The sequence below is a fragment of the Roseomonas populi genome (assembly GCF_024594815.1).
GTDB classification, from domain to species: domain Bacteria; phylum Pseudomonadota; class Alphaproteobacteria; order Acetobacterales; family Acetobacteraceae; genus Roseomonas; species Roseomonas populi.
The window spans coordinates 109153-123881 of record NZ_JANJOU010000016.1; the positions used below are offsets into that span (position 1 = coordinate 109153).

Here is a 14729-nt window from a genome sequence, read left to right on the forward strand (position 1 = left end):
CGCGCCATGACCAACCCCACCTCTACCCGCATCCTCGTCAAGGAACGCACCGAGCACGGCGGCGTGGCCCTGCACGAGCGCCCGCTGCGCCCCATGGGCCCGCAGGACGTGCTGGTGCGCGTCCACCGCGCCGCGATCTGCGGGACCGACCTGCATGTTTACGAATGGAACGACTGGGCCGCGCGCAACTACCGCCTGCCCATCCCCATGGGGCACGAGCTGGGCGGGGAGGTGGTGGCGACCGGGGAGCTCGTGACGGGGCTGGAGCCGGGCATGCGCGTCTCGGCCGAGACGCACATCGCCTGCGGCCATTGCCGGCAGTGCCGCGCGAACCGGCGCCACACCTGCCTGAACCTGAAGCTCTTCTCCAAGCAGGGGCTGGGCTGCTTCTCCGACCACACGGTGGTGCCGGCCTCCGCCCTGCGCCGCGTGCCGGATGACCTGCCCTTCCGCGACGCCAGCATCATGGAGCCGCTGGGCGTTGGCGTGCGCGCGGCGATGGAGGCGGATCTGCGCGGGCGGAACGCCCTGGTGGTGGGCTGCGGGCCGATCGGGCTCTTCACCATCGCCGCCGCCCGGGCCCTGGGCGCGGCGCGGGTGATCGCGGCGGACCTGCATGCCTATCGCCGCGATCTCGCCGCCCGGATGGGTGCCGACGCAGTGATCGACCCTGTCGCGACGCCGCTCGTGCAGGCGGCGGCGGAGGCCAGCGGCGGCGAGGGGATCGACGCCGCCATCGACGCTTCCGGCAACGGCCGCGCCATCCAGGACGCGCTGTCCTGCCTCGTCCCCGGCGGTGCCCTCATCCTGGCGGGAATGCCGAGCGCGCCGGTCGCGCTGGACCTGGCAAAGGACGTGATCGTGCGGGAGGCGCAGATCCGCGGCATCTTCGGCCGGCTGATTGACGAGACCTGGCTGGCGACCGAGAGCCTGCTGCGCTCCGGCCGGCTGAAGGTGGAGCCGGTGCTGACGCACAGCTTCCCGCTGGAGCGCTTCGAGGAGGCCTTCGAGCTCGCGGAGTCCGGCGCCGCCGGCAAGGTGATGTTCGAGATGGCGTGACGGTCCGGCCGGGAGCGCCGCCGGACCGCGGTTCAATGGCTGCCGAAGCCGCGCTGGTAGAAGGGCTTCGCGCCGATCGCCTTCATGGCGCGATCCGCCGCGAAGAGATCGGCGTAGTGCAGGATCTGCGCCTCGCTCGTGTCGCCGTGGAAGGGCGCGTTGGTGGCGTGGGTGGCGACGGTGCTGACCACCAGGTGGGAGAAGCCGAGTTCCTTCAGCAGCATGGCGCCCACCACGCCGTGCGGCAACTCGCGGAAGAGCCGCGTGTAGCGGTGGCCGCCCTCCGGCGCCGCCTCGTAGAGCAGCGGCTTGTCCACGTCGTGCAGGATGAGGATGGCCATCATCTCGTCCCAGTCGAGCGCGATTCCCCAGTCCGCCTCCGCCCGGCGAGCGAGGTCCATCCCGGCGCGGGTCACCTCGTTCACGTGCTCGGCCAGCGGGTAGAACTGCGCGGCGGGCGTGAAGGGAATCGCCTCGATCGCCCGGTGCGTGCTGGAACCGAAGCTGGTGGTCCAGGCGGTGACGATGCGCTCCCGGAGCGCGGGCGAAACCATGTCCAGCCCGTGCAGCCAGCTCTCCACTGCCTGCCGCTTCGGGCCGGGCGCAGAATCGATCACGTAGGGCATTCACCTACTCCGGGCGGATGTTCGCGGCCCGGATGATATCACCCCATTTCGCCGTCTGCGCCCGCAGGAAGGCGCCGAACGCTTCGGGCGAGGAGGGCGGCACGGGGACGATGTTCAGCCCGGACAGCTTCTCGGCCACCGCAGGCTCCTGCATCGTTGTGGCGAGTTCCGTGTTGAGGCGCGCGACGATGGCGTCCGGCGTTCCCTTCGGCGCCAGCACGCCGTTCCAGTCCGCCGCCTCGAAGCCGGGAAGGGTCTCGGCGATGGCCGGCAGGTCAGGCAGGGCCGGCAGGCGCTCCCGCGCGCCATGCGCCACCATCCGGATGGCGCCCGCCTTCGCCTGGTTCGCCGCGCCCGCAAGGTTGTCGAAGGCGAGGTCGAGCTGGCCGCCGATCAGGTCGCTCATCATCGGCGCGCCGCCGCGATATGGCACGTGGTTCAGCCGGATGCCGGCCTGCCGCGCGAACATCTCCAGCGCACTGTGCTGGCCGCTGCCGATCCCGGCCGAGCCACAGTTCAGCCCGTCTCGGCTCGCCCTGGCGCGGGCGATCACGTCCGCAACCGTGCGGATCGGCGAGCGCGGGTTCACCGACAGCACCACCGGGATCATCACGGCGTGATAAACGGGCCGGAAGTCCTGCTCCGGGTCGAAGGGCAGGTTCGGCAGGAATGAGGGATTGACGGTGAAGGCCGTCGCCTCGTGCATGATGGTGTAGCCGTCCGGCGCGGCATGGGCGACGACGCTCGCGCCGATCGTGCCGCTTCCGCCCGGGCGGTTCTCAATGACGAAGGGCTGGCCCATGCGCTCGGAGAGCCGGGCGAAGACGATCCGGGCCACGGAATCGGCGCCGCCGCCGGGCGAATAGTTTACGATGACCCGCACCGGACGATCGGGATAGCGTCCCTGCGCCAGGGCCGGGCGGGCGGCGGCAAGCGCCAGCCCCGCCGGGAGGAGGGCGCGCCGCGACAACCGCAATGCCCCCGGCACATCATCCTGTTTCGTCATGGAGGGCTCCCTGGAGTGGCCGGCCCAGGTTGACCGCGGGTCCGGCGCGATGGCGGAGGGTCAGCTGGCGGTGATGTTCGCCTCGCGGATCACCTTGCCCCAGCGCTCCATTTCGGAGGCCACGCGCGCATCCGCCTCCGCCGCGGTGGAGGGCAGGCCGGAGGCGCCCTTCTCTGCCAGGGCCTGCTTCGTCTCGGGGTCGTTGAGCGTCTCGCGCAGCGCGGCGGACAGCTTCTCGATGATCGGCCGCGGCGTTCCCTTCGGCACCGCGACGGATCCCCAGGCGGCGGCCTCGTAGCCGGGCACGCCGGCCTCCACCATCGTCGGCACGTTCGGCACGCGCGGGTTACGCTGCCCGCCACCCACGGCCAGAGGCCGCGTCTTCCCCGCGTCGATCATGCCAATGGAGGAGGGCAGCGAGTCCATCATGATGTCCAGGTTGCCGCCGACGAGATCCGTCACGGCCGGGCCGGTCCCGCGATAGGGCACATGGGTCATCTTCGTGCCCGTGAGCGACAGGAAGTACTCCATGAAGAGGTGCGAGCCACCACCGACGCCGGCGGAGCCGTACATCAGCGCCCCTGGCCTCTGGTTCGCCAGCGTCACCAGGTCCTGCACGGTTCGCACCCCGGACAGCCGCGGGCCGACGACAAGGATGTGATCCGTCAGGAAGGTGAGGCCGACCTGCTCGAAATCCCGCTGCGTGTCGTAGCCGGTGCTGCGATAGAGGAACCCGTTGCAGGACATCGTGCCCTGCGTTCCGAAGACGAGGGTATAACCGTCCGGTGCCGCCCGCGCGACGTACTCCATCCCGATGTTGCCGCCCGCACCGCCACGGTTGTCCACCACGACCGGCCGGCCGAGACGCGGCTCCAGCCCCTTCGCCACGATGCGGCCGGCAATGTCCGTCACCCCGCCCGGCGCGAAGGGGACGACCATGCTGATGGACCGGTCGGGGTAGCCGCCCTGCGCGCGCGCGAGGGACGGGGCGAGAAGAAGCGCGGGCGTGGCGAGGACGAGGCCGCGGCGCGTGATGGAGGGCATGGCTGCGTTCCTTGAGTGCCGGTCGTCTGCGGACCGTGTCATTGCCCGTGCCGCCGCGTTTCACCGCTGGTCGGGAGAATGTCAGTCAACCAGCCCGGCGGCGCGCCGCTCAAGCGAGTTCTCTGCCGCGTGCCGCCAGGAAAAGTCACAGCCACCCGGCGTGATCCCACTGATTGGGACGGGTTGGCGAGGTTTAGGCGGCACGCTGTGAGATTTCATCGCTGTTGCGCCCTGCCGCGCCGTCGCAGGATGCGCCCAACAGGACGGCGCGTCGCCACCACCGCGACGGACGCCGGAGGAGGGAAGGTCGCCGTGAATCTCTACACCATGCTGCGCGCGAGAGAGGCGGCGTCCCGGCCCATTCGCGTCGGCCTGATCGGTGCCGGCAAGTTCGGCACCATGTTCCTCGCCCAGGCGATCCGCACGCCCGGGCTGCACGTGATGGGCGTCGCCGACCTGCAGCCCGAGGGCGTGCGGCAACGCGCGCAGGCGGTAGACTGGCCCGCGGAGCGCATCGCCGCCCGCTCGTTGGATGAGGCGGCGCATCATGGCTCCACCTTCGTCACCGACTATGTGCGCGCCATCCTCACGGACCCGCGCGTTGAGGTGGTTGTGGAGGCGACGGGCAGCCCCGAGGCCGGCCTCTCCCACGCGTTGACGGCCATCGAGCACGGCAAGCACGTCATCATGGTCAACGTGGAGGGCGACGTGCTGGCCGGCGCCATCCTGGCGGAGAAGGCCGCGCGCGCCGGGGTGGTGTACAGCTACGCCTATGGCGACCAGCCCGCGCTGATCTGCGAGCTGGTGGACACGGTCCGTACCAACGGCTTCATCGTCACCGCCGCGGGCAAGGGCAACCGCTTTGTCACCGGCTCCAACGAGATCACGCCGGACACGGTCTGGGCCAGCCGCGGCATCACGGCCGAGAAGGCGAAGGCGGCGGGGATGAACCCGCAGATGTTCACCTCCTTCACCGACGGCACCAAGGCCGCCATCGAATCCGCCGCCGTCGCGAACGCCTGCGGGATGGAGAGCCCTTCGGAGGGCCTGCTCTTCCCGCCCTGCGGCATCGACGACCTGCCGGGCGTCATGCGCCCCGCCTCGGAAGGCGGCGTGCTGGAGGCGAAGAACCGGGTGGAGATCGCGGCCTCAACGCAGCGCGACGGCACGCCCATCCCCAACGATCTGCGCTGGGGCGTCTTCGTCGTCTTCGAGGGCCCTTCCGACTACGCCTGCCGCTGCTTCGGAGAGTATGGCGTGAGGACGGACAGCACCGGCCGATACGCCGCCATCCACCGCCCCTTCCATCTCATCGGGCTGGAGCTTGGCGTCTCGATCGCCTCCGCGGCGCTGCGCGGCGAGAGCACGGGGAACAGCCGCGAGTTCCGCGCCGATGTCGCGGCCGTTGCGAAGAAGGACCTGGCCATCGGCGAGGTGCTGGACGGCGAGGGCGGCTACACCGTCTGGGGCCGCTGCCTGCCCGCCGCCACCAGCCTCGCGCGCAACCTCCTGCCGGTCGGCCTGGCCCATAGCGTGCGGACGACCCGCGCGGTGAAGGCGGGCGAGGCGATCACCTGGGGGGACGTCACCGGCCTTCCGGACAGCGACGCCCTGCGCCTGCGCCGCGAGCTGGAGGCGCGCCACCGCGCCGCGCACGCATTCCCGGCCCTGGCCAAGTAGGAGTCCAGCCGATGAACCTTGTGAACAAGCGCTCTGTCTACCAGCCCGACCAGGAGGGGCTGCACTTCCCCACGCCGCCTGTCTTCGAGACGGTGGCGGAGGAGCGGCTGCACCGCAAGCAGCGCCTGGCCGCCGCATGCCGCGTCTTCGCCCATCATGGCTACGAGTACGGCTTCGCCGGCCACATCACCGTGCGCGATCCCGAGCACCCTGAGCTCTACTGGACCAATCCCTTTGCCATGGATTTCGGGCGGGTGAAGGTGTCGGACCTCCTGCTCGTGGACCATGATGGTAAGGTGCTGGAGGGAAGCTGGGCGGTGAACCGCGCGGGCTTCGTGCTGCACGCGGCCATCCACGAGGCGAACCCGCATGTCCTGGCCTCCTGCCACATGCACACGACGCACGGCATGGCCTGGGCCGCGCTCGGCCGTCCGCTCGCCCCTATCACCCAGACGGCCTGCGGCTTCTACGGCGACGGCCAGGCGGTGATCACCGAGGAAGCCGGCGCGGTGGTGGTGGACCGCTCCGCCGGGCGCCGCGTCGCGGCCGCCTTCGGCACGGCCAGGATCGCCATCCACCAGAACCATGGCCTGTTCAGCGCGGGGCGAGAGAGCGTGGACGAGGCGGCGTGGTGGTTCATCATGGCGGAGCGCGCCTGCGAGATCCAGTTGAAGGCCGAGGCCACGGGTCATCCGTTGAAGCTCATCCCGCCCGAGGCCGCGGCCCATTCGCGCGACCATCTCGCCACGCCCTTCATGGCCTGGCTGCACTACCAGCCAATCTACGACCGCGTCTGCCGGACCGATCCGGACCTTTTCGACTGATATCCAGGACAATCAGGGGAGCGTGACGACGATGGCAGAGGAAACGCGAGGCTGCGGCCCCGTGGTGACCCGGCGCGCCACGCTGGGCGGGGCGGCAGCGGCCACGCTGCTGGCCGGCGGGGCGCGGGCGCAGCGCGGCTACCCCGAGCGCAGCGTGCGGATCATCGTTCCCTGGGCTCCCGGCGGCGCGGTGGACACGACGGCGCGGCGCATCGCGCAGCGGCTGAGCGAGGGGACCGGGCAGGCCTTCGTGGTGGAGAACCGCTCTGGCGCCACGGGCACCATCGGCACTGCCGAGGCCGCGCGCCAAGCGCCGGACGGTTACAACCTGCTGGCCATCGACAACACCTACGCGGTGATGCCCTACGTCTTCCGGCAGCTGCCCTTCGACCACGCGAACGGCTTCGAGCTGGTGACGGTGATGACCTTCACCCCCACCATCCTCGCCGTAGGAGCGAAATCTCCCTACCGGACCCTTGGCGAGGTGATCGCCGCGGCGAAGAAGGATCCGGAGAAGCTCACCTACGGCACTGGCGGCATCGGCAGCTCCTTGCACTTCGGCATGGAGGCCTTCCAGCAGGCCGCCGGCATGAAGCTGCTACACGTGCCCTTCCGCGGCGGCGGGGATGCGGACACGGCCTGCGTCTCCGGCCAGGTGGACATGGTGCTCACCTCCCTCTCCTCCGGCGTCGGCAACGTGAAGGGCGGGCTGATGCGGGCCATAGCCTTCAGCGGGTCGGAGCGGGCCACGGAGCTGCCCGACGTGCCCACCTTCGCCCAGGCCGGGCTGCCCGGCTTCGGCGTGGTGAACTGGTCCGGCCTCGCCGCGCCGAAGGGCACGCCGAAGCCCGTGATCGACAAGCTCTACGAGGAGACGGCCGCGGCCCTGCGCGACCCGGGCGTGGTCAGCTTCATGCAGGGCACCGGGTCCATCCCGGGCGGCATGCAGCCTGCAGCCTTCCGCCAGCTCCTGCAGGAGGAGAGCGAGCGCTGGCGGGTGGTGGCGGAGAAGGCGAACGTCGAGAAACAATGACCTTCTTCGCCCCGCCGCCCCGGATCGAGACCGAGGTCTTCACGCGCCTGCCGGACCGGTTCCGGCCCCCCCGCCGCACCGCCTGGAGCGACGCCAACCGCGCGGGCAAACCGGTGGACAGCTTCCTCGAAGGTCCTTCCTTCGACCGGCAGGGGCGGCTCTACGTCACCGACATCCCCTTCGGCCGCGTCTTCCGCGTCTCGCCCGAGGGGGAATGGGAGCAGGTGGCCGAGTATGACGGCTGGCCGAACGGGCTGAAGATCCACCGGGATGGGCGCATCTTCATCACGGACTACAAGCGCGGGATCATGCTGCTGGACCCCGACAGCGGCGCCGTGACGCCCTTCCTGGAGACCGCGCGCTCCGAGAGCTTCAAGGGCGTGAACGACCTCGTCTTCGGGCCCTCGGGCGAGATGTACTTCACCGACCAGGGGCAGACCGGCCTGCAGGACCCGACAGGGCGGGTGTACCGCCTGGGCACGGACGGGCGCCTGGACCTCCTGATCGACACGGTGCCCAGCCCGAACGGCATCGTCGTGGCGCCGGACGCCTCCTTCCTGCTGGTGGCGGTGACGCGGGCGAACCAGATCTGGCGCCTGCCGCTGCACGCGGACGGCAGCGTGACGAAGGCCAGCATCTTCTGCCACCTGCACGGCGGCCCGAGCGGGCCGGACGGGCTGGCGTTGGACGAGGAGGGCTGCCTGCTGGTCGCCCATGCCGGCTTCGGCACCGTCTGGCGCCTCTCGCCCCGGGCCGAGCCGCTCGCCCGCATCGCCTCCTGCGCGGGATGGTCCACGACCAACCTGGCCTTCCGGCCTGGCACGGCCGAGCTCTTCATCACCGAATCAGAAACCGGCACCATCCTGCGCGCCACCACAGACGCAGCGGGGCTGCCGCTCTTCTCCCACGCGGAGGCATGAGCATGGACCTGCCCGAACACGTCACCCCGGCGGCGCAGGCGACACGGCGCATCGGCTTCATCGGGCTGGGCGCGATGGGCGGCCCCATCGCGCGCCACCTCTGCAAGGCCGGATACCGCGTCGTCGGCTTCGATCTCAACCGCGCGGCGCTCGAGAGGCTGGAGCAGGCAGGCGGCACGGCAGCGCCCCACGCCGCCGGGGCTGCCGGCGGCGCCGACCTCCTCGTGGTCATGGTGGTAAATGGCGGGCAGGCCGAGGCCGTCCTCTTCGGAGAGGGCGGCGCGGCGGCGGCACTGCCGCGGGGCGCCACGGTCATCCTCTCCAGCACCCTGCCGCCGGACCACGCGGCGGCCATCGCCTTGCGGCTGGAGGGGATGGGATTGCTCATGCTGGACGCGCCCGTCAGCGGCGGCGTCACGGGGGCTGAGGCCGGCACGCTCACCGTCATCGCCTCCGGGTCCGACGCCGCCTACGAAGCCGCTGCCCCGGCTATCCGCGCCTATAGCGGCCAGCTCTACCGCGTGGGCGACCGCGCCGGGCAGGGCTCCACGGTGAAGCTGGTGAACCAGCTCCTCACCGCGACCCATATCGCGCTGACGGCGGAGGCGCTGGCACTCGGCGCGCGGGCGGGCGTCGATCCCACCCTCCTCTACGACGTGGTGGCGCACAGCGCCGGGCGTTCCTTCCAGTTCGAGAAGCGGGCGCCCCGCATGATCGCCGGGGATCACGAGCCGCAATCACGCGTGGACATCTTCCTGAAGGACCTCTCCATCGCCCTCGACGCCGCGCGCGGGCTGAACGCGCCCGTCCCCATCGCCGCCGCGGCGCACCAGGTCTTCACCATGGCGGCGGGCGCAGGCCTGGGCCCGAAGAGCGATACCGAGGTGCTACGCGTCTACGAATCCTTCGGCGCAGTCGATGTCGCCGAACTGGCGAGGAGGGCCAAGGCATGAGCGCCGGGACGCCGACCGTTCCCATCATCACCGCGGACACGATCACGAAGCTGCCGCCGGAAGCGGATGGCGCCGTTATCCTCTCCGGCTCGCATGGCGGGCGCTACCCGGGTTACCTGGCGGCGAAGGCCCATGTCCGCGCCGTGATCCTGAGCGATGCCGGTCTGGGCAAGGAGGAGGCGGGCATCGGCTCCCTCCCGTATCTCGAGGCCCTGGGCATCGCCGCCGCCACCGTCTCTCACCTCTCCTGCCGGATCGGCGACACGGCGGACATGCGGGCGCGCGGTGTCATCAGCCATGCCAATGCTCCGGCCCGCGCGGCAGGCGTCGCGCCGGGGATGAGCTGCATCGACGCGGCGGGCCTGCTGCGCAGCGCGCGGCATGTCCGCGCCACGGCGCCCACCCTGGGCGAGGCGCGCGGCGAGGTGCCGGTCCCGGGCGGCACACGGCGCATCCTGCTGCTGGATTCGGCGGCCCTGGTGACGCCCGGAGATGCGGGGCAGATCGTCGTCACCGGCTCCCATGGCGGGCTGGTGGGCGGTGCGCCCTACATGGCCCTGCGGACCGAAGGCTTCGCGGGCATCTTCCACGATGCCGGCATCGGCATCGAGAATGCCGGTACCACGCGCCTGCCCGCCCTGGATGAGCGCGGCATCGCCTCCTTCACCGTCTCCGCCGCCTCCGCGCGCATCGGCGACGCCGCCTCCGTCTTCCACGACGGCATCATCTCCGTGGTGAACGGGACGGCGCGTCGCCTGGGTGCCGCGCCGGGGATGCGCGCCTCCGAAGTGCTGCTCGATTGGGCGCGCCGATCCTGATGGGAACCTCCATGAGCCCTGCCGCCCGGTTCAAGGCGAAGCTCGCCGCCAACGAGACCACTCTTCTCCTCAACCCCGACTATCCCTCGCCGGGGCTGGTGGAGTTCTGCGGATCGCTCGGCGCCGATGCCGTGATGATCGACTGCGAGCAGGGCAGCGCCGGGCTGGAGGTGCTGGAGGACATGGCGCGCGCCGCGCGGCTGGCCGGCATCGCCTCCGTCGTCCGCGTGCCGTCGCCGGAGCCTTGGACGATCGAGCGACACATGTTCCGGGGCGTGGACGGCATCGTCATCCCGCGCCTCGACACGGCCGCCCAGGTGCGGCGCGCGGTGGAGGACATCCGCTACTGCTTCCCCAAGGCCTTCGAGCAGAAGGTGGTCATCATCCAGGTCGAGTCCGCCTCGGCGGTCGCGGAGCTGGACGGCTTCCTGGAGGTGCCGGGGATCGACTGCCTCTTCATCGGTGGCGTGGACCTCGCCAAGAGCGCGGGCTTCGCCGGCGACTACACGGGGCCGGAGATGGTCCGCACCATCGAGGAGACCACCGCCCGCATCCGCCGTGCCGGCAAGCCCACGGGCATGATGGTGAAGCCGCACGACATCGAGGCCTGGAAGGCGCGCGGGCCCTCCATGCTCTACGCGCACGTCAACGACTTCCTCGTCATGGGGGCGAAGGATTGGCGGGCGCGGGCCGGGATCTAGGGCCCGTCCAGCCGCCGCGCGATCGCCGCCGCCTCCTCCTGCAGCCAGGTCACCAGCTGGGCCCGGCGCTCCGGCTGCATCCGGCCCTCGATGGCCGCGATGCTCAGGGCGCCGGCCACCCGCTCCCCATGAGTGCGGATCGGCACGCCGACCGCCATCATTCCCGGCAGCACCAGGCCCGGATTGGTGGCGCAGCCCTCGGCGCGCGTGCGCTCCACCAGCGCGCGCAGCGTCGCGGCGGAGAAGCCGGGGAAGGCGCGCAGGCGGCCGGCATTGGCGGCGATCACGCGCTCCACCTCCTCGTCCGGAAGGGCGGCGAGGACGGCCAGGCTGCCTGCGCCGACCCCCAGCGGGCGCCGGTCCCCGACCGAGAGGGTGAGCGTCTTGATGGGATAGCGCCCTTCCTGGCGGGCCGTGCAGAGCGCGTCGTCTCCGGAGCGGATGCTGAGATACACCGTGTCCTCGCTGCGCTCCTCCAGCCGCACGAGGCTGGCGCGCGCCAGTTCCGGCACCCCGTGCCGTTCCGCGGCGCGGCGGCCCAGCGCATAGATCTCGAAGCCCAGATGGTAGTGCGGCGCGTCCGGATCCTGCTCCAGCAGCCCGGCCGCGACGAGGTGCGTCAGCAACCGGTGCGCCGTGGAGCGGGACAGGCCGGTCTGGGCGGCCACGTCGCCCAGCCGCGCGCCGCCGCGCCCTTCCGCGGCCACGGCGCGCAACAGCGCCAGGCTGCGCTCGATGCCCTGGTGGCCGCTCGACCCACTGCTCTCCATCCTTCGGAACTCCAGGCGCGGATCGGTGGCCCGCGGCGTTGACGAGCCGTTGCACCCCTCCCTATAAATCCCATCCAACAGGAATGCACGTCCCATTCAGTGGGACGATTCGGCGAACCTGACTGGTCGCCGCGATCCCGAAGAACAAGGAAGCGCCGCGTGCCCGATACCGTCACCGCCAACTCCGCCCTTGAGATGCAGGGCGGCGAGGCCATCGCCCGCATCATCCGCGCCTTCCACGGCGGCCCGATGTTCGGCATGGGCGGCTTCCAGCTCCTGCCGCTCTACGAGGCGGTGCGGCGCTTCGACATGCCACACCACCTGATGAACGACGAGCGCTCGGCGGTCTTCCTCGCCGACGCCTACGCGAAGGTCTCCGGGCGCGTGGGCTTGGCGGATGCGACGCTCGGGCCGGGCGCGACCAATCTCGTCACCGGACTGGCGGAGGCGCTGAACGCCGGCACGCCGATGGTCTGCGTCGTCGGCGACACGCATCGCGACCACGCCTGGAAGAACATGACCCAGGAGTGCCGGCAGACCGAGCTGCTGCGCCCCGTCTGCAAGGAGCTGATCCGGATCGAGGCGATCCAGCGCATCCCGGAGTTGATGCGCCGCGCCTTCATGGTCGCCACCACGGGCCGCCCCGGCCCCGTCGTCGTGGACGTGCCCGAGGACCTGATGCACGCCACCCACACCTTCCAGGCGGAAGAGTTCGAGGTGGACGCGATCCACGAGGCCGCCCCAGCTCTTCGGTGCCGCCCGGACGGGCGCGCGGTGGAACAGGCGGCGGCGCTGCTGGCCGGGGCGCGGCGGCCCTTCATCCTGGCGGGCGGCGGCGTCCACATCTCTGGCGCGGCCGAGACCCTCACGGGGTTCGCGCACGCCACGAACATCCCGGTCGCCCACACGCTGACGGGCAAGGGCGCCATTCCCTGCACGGACCCGCTGAGCGCCGGGCTATTCGGCCGCTACGACCGCATCGCCAACGGGCTGATCGACGAGGCGGACGTCATCCTCGTCGTCGGCTGCAAGCTCGGCGAGATCGCGACCAAGCGCTACACCGTGCCGGGGCCAGGCAAGACCATCATCCACCTCGACATCGTGGCGGAGGAGTTCGGCCGCACCCGGCGCGCGGACGTGCTCCTCTGGGGTGACGCCAGGCTCGGCCTCGAGGACCTGCAGGCGGCCCTCCTGGCGAAGGCGCCGGACACCAAGTCCCGCCTCGCCTCCTATGCCGGCGAGGTCCCGGTCCGCATGGCCAAGTGGCGGGAGGATGTGGCGCCTCGGCTGCACTCCACCGAGCGCCCGATCAACGTCGCCCGCCTCCTCACCGCCATCAACACCGTGCTGCCGGAGGATGGCATCCTCGTCGCCGATGGCGGCTTCGCGGCGCACTGGGGAGGGCTGCTCTTTGACACGAAGAGGGCCGGGCGCAGCTTCGTTCCCGATCGCGGCTTCGCATCCATCGGCTACGGCTTGCCGGGTGCCATGGGCGCGGCGCTGGCGGCACCGGGGCGGCCCGTGCTGTCGCTCACCGGCGACAGCGGGTTCTGCATGGTGCTCGGCGACCTGGAGACGGCGCGGCGGCTGGAATTGGACTTCACCGTCATCGTCGTGAACAACGCCGCTTCCGGCTACGTCAAGGCGCTGCAGCACCTGGTTTATGGGGCCGGAAACTATCATTCCTCGGATCTGACCGAGGTGAACTTCGCCGAGGTGGCCAAGGCCTTCGGCGTCACCGGGATACGCGTGGAGGATCCGGAGGGCATCGAGGACGCGCTGCGCCAGGCCATGGCCATTAAGGGCCCGGTGGTTCTGGACGTGATTGTCACGCGCGACCCGGCCAAGATGCTACCGGGCGTGGATAACCGCGCCGCCGTCATCAAGAAGGGCGACCGAATCGCCTGACGAGTGAGGCCAGGAACGACCAGGAGGAAGCAACCATGATCGAGCGTCGCGCCCTGCTGGGCGCGGCGGGGCTGGCCGCCCTGTCCGCGCCCGCTCTCGCCCAGACCGCTCCGCCCCCGGCCGGCTGGCCGGACCGTCCGGTCCGCCTCATCGTGCCCTATGCCGCTGGCGGCCCGACCGATGCGGTGGCGCGCATCCTGGCGGACCGGATGTCCAGCACCCTGCCCCAGCGCGTGGTGGTAGAGAACCGCGCGGGCGGAGGTGCGCTTCCCGGGACGGAGGCGGTGGCGCGGGCCCCGAAGGACGGCAGCACCTTGCTCTTCACCACGGTCGTCCACGCGGTGCACCGCGCCCTGCAGGGCGCGCGCCTCACCTTCGATCCGCTGGCGGACTTTGCGCCCGTGGCCCTGGTGGGCGTGGTGCCACAGGTCATCATGGTGCCGCCCAGCTCGCCGGTTCGGGACGTGAAGGGCTTGGTGGAGGACCTGCGCGCCAACCACCGGGCCTATGGCAGCAGCGGCGTCGGCGGCTCGTCCCATCTCGGCATCGAACTGCTGAAATCCATGGCTGGCGTCTCGGCCGACCATATCCCCTATCGTGGGACGGCCCCCGCAGTGGCGGATCTACTGGCCGGGCGCATCGCCCTGGTGATGGACAGCGTGGCCACCGGCGCGTCGCAGGTTCGCGCCGGCGCGCTGCGGGGGATCGCCACGACGGGGTTGCGCCGGTCCGAGGCTCTGCCCGACCTGCCTACCGTGGCCGAGACCATCCCGGGCTTTGAAGCGACCACCTGGAACGCCGTGCTCGCCCCGGCCGGCACGCCGCCCGCCGTGGTTGAGGCCATGTCGGCCGCGATCTGGAAGGCCATCGGCGACGGAGCCACCCAGGCGAGGCTCTCCGAGATGGGCGTTCAGGCACCCGCGCCCAACGACCGCAACCCGGCCGCGACGGCGCGCTTCGTTGCCGCTGAAACGACGAAGTGGGAGCGGCTGGTGAAAGAGGCCGGGATCACTGTGGAGTAAGATCGTCTCCTAGGTGGGCCGGCTCACTTGCGATCGGTGGTTCTGCCCGGAGCGTGGGATGCAGGGCCGCCATCGCCGCCTACAACGTCACCAGGCACCTCAAGGTTCTCCGATGGCGAAGACCCTTCCAAGCCATCTGCGATGCCCGAACCAGGGACTGCGCCATCTTCAAAATCACCCGTGCCACCTCATCCCGGGACCAAATGACTAGAGCGAAAGGGGCTTCTTGACCGTCGGCGGCTCGTCTTCATCGAGGGCCTCAGAAGTATAAGCCAGGGAAGGAGAGGTTGCGGTTCTATGGCCAGCCGTTTGGGACCGACCTGACGTTGGGGCCCGGAGTACGGTCTCAAGGTTGAGATTCCCAA

General features: G+C 70.9%; 14 protein-coding genes. 10 read left to right on the top strand and 4 right to left on the bottom strand.

Going from position 1 to position 14729, the window contains the following annotated elements; all coding sequences use genetic code 11:
- Positions 1-6 precede the first annotated feature (6 nt).
- Positions 7-1059, top strand: coding sequence for a zinc-binding dehydrogenase (locus tag NRP21_RS17470; RefSeq protein WP_257717512.1), 1053 nt, complete (start codon positions 7-9; stop codon positions 1057-1059).
- 32 nt (positions 1060-1091) lie between these two features.
- On the opposite strand, the gene NRP21_RS17475 is transcribed toward NRP21_RS17470, so the two are convergent.
- The 3 genes from NRP21_RS17475 to NRP21_RS17485 are packed head-to-tail and all read right to left on the bottom strand — an operon-like array spanning position 1092 to position 3735.
- Positions 1092-1685: an HD domain-containing protein gene (locus NRP21_RS17475; protein ID WP_257717513.1), complete on the bottom strand. Its 594-nt coding sequence runs from the start codon at positions 1683-1685 to the stop codon at positions 1092-1094.
- A gap of 4 nt (positions 1686-1689) precedes the next feature.
- Positions 1690-2691 (bottom strand): tripartite tricarboxylate transporter substrate binding protein, encoded by a 1002-nt coding sequence (locus tag NRP21_RS17480; protein WP_257717514.1) that lies wholly within the window; start codon positions 2689-2691, stop codon positions 1690-1692.
- A gap of 60 nt (positions 2692-2751) precedes the next feature.
- Positions 2752-3735, bottom strand: coding sequence for a Bug family tripartite tricarboxylate transporter substrate binding protein (locus NRP21_RS17485; RefSeq protein WP_257717515.1), 984 nt, complete (start codon positions 3733-3735; stop codon positions 2752-2754).
- A gap of 312 nt (positions 3736-4047) precedes the next feature.
- On the opposite strand from NRP21_RS17485, the gene NRP21_RS17490 reads away from it, so the two are divergent.
- The 7 genes from NRP21_RS17490 to NRP21_RS17520 are packed head-to-tail and all read left to right on the top strand — an operon-like array spanning position 4048 to position 10664.
- On the top strand, positions 4048-5415 hold the full coding sequence (locus NRP21_RS17490) for an NAD(P)H-dependent oxidoreductase (protein ID WP_257717516.1): 1368 nt from the start codon (positions 4048-4050) through the stop codon (positions 5413-5415).
- An 11-nt stretch (positions 5416-5426) separates the two neighbouring features.
- The gene (locus tag NRP21_RS17495) at positions 5427-6239 is read left to right on the top strand and encodes a class II aldolase/adducin family protein (RefSeq protein WP_257717517.1); all 813 of its coding nucleotides are present in this window, start codon (positions 5427-5429) and stop codon (positions 6237-6239) included.
- Positions 6240-6270: 31 nt separating this feature from the next.
- Positions 6271-7272 (top strand): Bug family tripartite tricarboxylate transporter substrate binding protein, encoded by a 1002-nt coding sequence (locus tag NRP21_RS17500; protein ID WP_257717553.1) that lies wholly within the window; start codon positions 6271-6273, stop codon positions 7270-7272.
- A complete protein-coding gene (locus tag NRP21_RS17505) occupies positions 7269-8192 on the top strand; it encodes an SMP-30/gluconolactonase/LRE family protein (RefSeq protein WP_257717518.1) in 924 nt (307 codons plus the stop codon). The genes NRP21_RS17500 and NRP21_RS17505 overlap by 4 nt, the downstream gene beginning before the upstream one ends.
- 2 nt (positions 8193-8194) lie before the next feature.
- Positions 8195-9145, top strand: coding sequence for an NAD(P)-dependent oxidoreductase (locus NRP21_RS17510; protein ID WP_257717519.1), 951 nt, complete (start codon positions 8195-8197; stop codon positions 9143-9145).
- Positions 9142-9963, top strand: a complete 822-nt coding sequence (locus NRP21_RS17515; protein WP_257717520.1) for a hypothetical protein — start codon at positions 9142-9144, stop codon at positions 9961-9963. Before NRP21_RS17510 ends, NRP21_RS17515 begins: the two co-directional genes overlap by 4 nt.
- 11 nt (positions 9964-9974) lie before the next feature.
- Positions 9975-10664, top strand: coding sequence for an HpcH/HpaI aldolase family protein (locus NRP21_RS17520; protein WP_257717521.1), 690 nt, complete (start codon positions 9975-9977; stop codon positions 10662-10664).
- Here the strand turns inward: NRP21_RS17520 and NRP21_RS17525 are convergent.
- The gene (locus NRP21_RS17525) at positions 10661-11434 is read right to left on the bottom strand and encodes an IclR family transcriptional regulator (protein ID WP_257717522.1); all 774 of its coding nucleotides are present in this window, start codon (positions 11432-11434) and stop codon (positions 10661-10663) included. The genes NRP21_RS17520 and NRP21_RS17525 overlap by 4 nt on opposite strands.
- A gap of 159 nt (positions 11435-11593) precedes the next feature.
- Between NRP21_RS17525 and NRP21_RS17530 the strand changes: the two genes are divergently transcribed.
- On the top strand, positions 11594-13342 hold the full coding sequence (locus tag NRP21_RS17530) for a thiamine pyrophosphate-binding protein (protein WP_257717523.1): 1749 nt from the start codon (positions 11594-11596) through the stop codon (positions 13340-13342).
- A 35-nt stretch (positions 13343-13377) separates the two neighbouring features.
- The gene (locus NRP21_RS17535) at positions 13378-14364 is read left to right on the top strand and encodes a Bug family tripartite tricarboxylate transporter substrate binding protein (protein WP_257717524.1); all 987 of its coding nucleotides are present in this window, start codon (positions 13378-13380) and stop codon (positions 14362-14364) included.
- Positions 14365-14729: the final 365 nt, after the last annotated feature.

Coding starts and splice junctions, on each gene's coding strand:
- NRP21_RS17515 (WP_257717520.1), top strand. CDS start 9,142: ATGAGCGCCGGGACGCCGACCGTTCCCATCATCACCGCGGACACGATC.
- NRP21_RS17500 (WP_257717553.1), top strand. CDS start 6,271: ATGGCAGAGGAAACGCGAGGCTGCGGCCCCGTGGTGACCCGGCGCGCC.
- NRP21_RS17495 (WP_257717517.1), top strand. CDS start 5,427: ATGAACCTTGTGAACAAGCGCTCTGTCTACCAGCCCGACCAGGAGGGG.
- NRP21_RS17485 (WP_257717515.1), bottom strand. CDS start 3,735: ATGCCCTCCATCACGCGCCGCGGCCTCGTCCTCGCCACGCCCGCGCTT.
- NRP21_RS17525 (WP_257717522.1), bottom strand. CDS start 11,434: ATGGAGAGCAGTGGGTCGAGCGGCCACCAGGGCATCGAGCGCAGCCTG.
- NRP21_RS17470 (WP_257717512.1), top strand. CDS start 7: ATGACCAACCCCACCTCTACCCGCATCCTCGTCAAGGAACGCACCGAG.
- NRP21_RS17480 (WP_257717514.1), bottom strand. CDS start 2,691: ATGACGAAACAGGATGATGTGCCGGGGGCATTGCGGTTGTCGCGGCGC.
- NRP21_RS17520 (WP_257717521.1), top strand. CDS start 9,975: ATGAGCCCTGCCGCCCGGTTCAAGGCGAAGCTCGCCGCCAACGAGACC.
- NRP21_RS17475 (WP_257717513.1), bottom strand. CDS start 1,685: ATGCCCTACGTGATCGATTCTGCGCCCGGCCCGAAGCGGCAGGCAGTG.
- NRP21_RS17535 (WP_257717524.1), top strand. CDS start 13,378: ATGATCGAGCGTCGCGCCCTGCTGGGCGCGGCGGGGCTGGCCGCCCTG.
- NRP21_RS17505 (WP_257717518.1), top strand. CDS start 7,269: ATGACCTTCTTCGCCCCGCCGCCCCGGATCGAGACCGAGGTCTTCACG.
- NRP21_RS17510 (WP_257717519.1), top strand. CDS start 8,195: ATGGACCTGCCCGAACACGTCACCCCGGCGGCGCAGGCGACACGGCGC.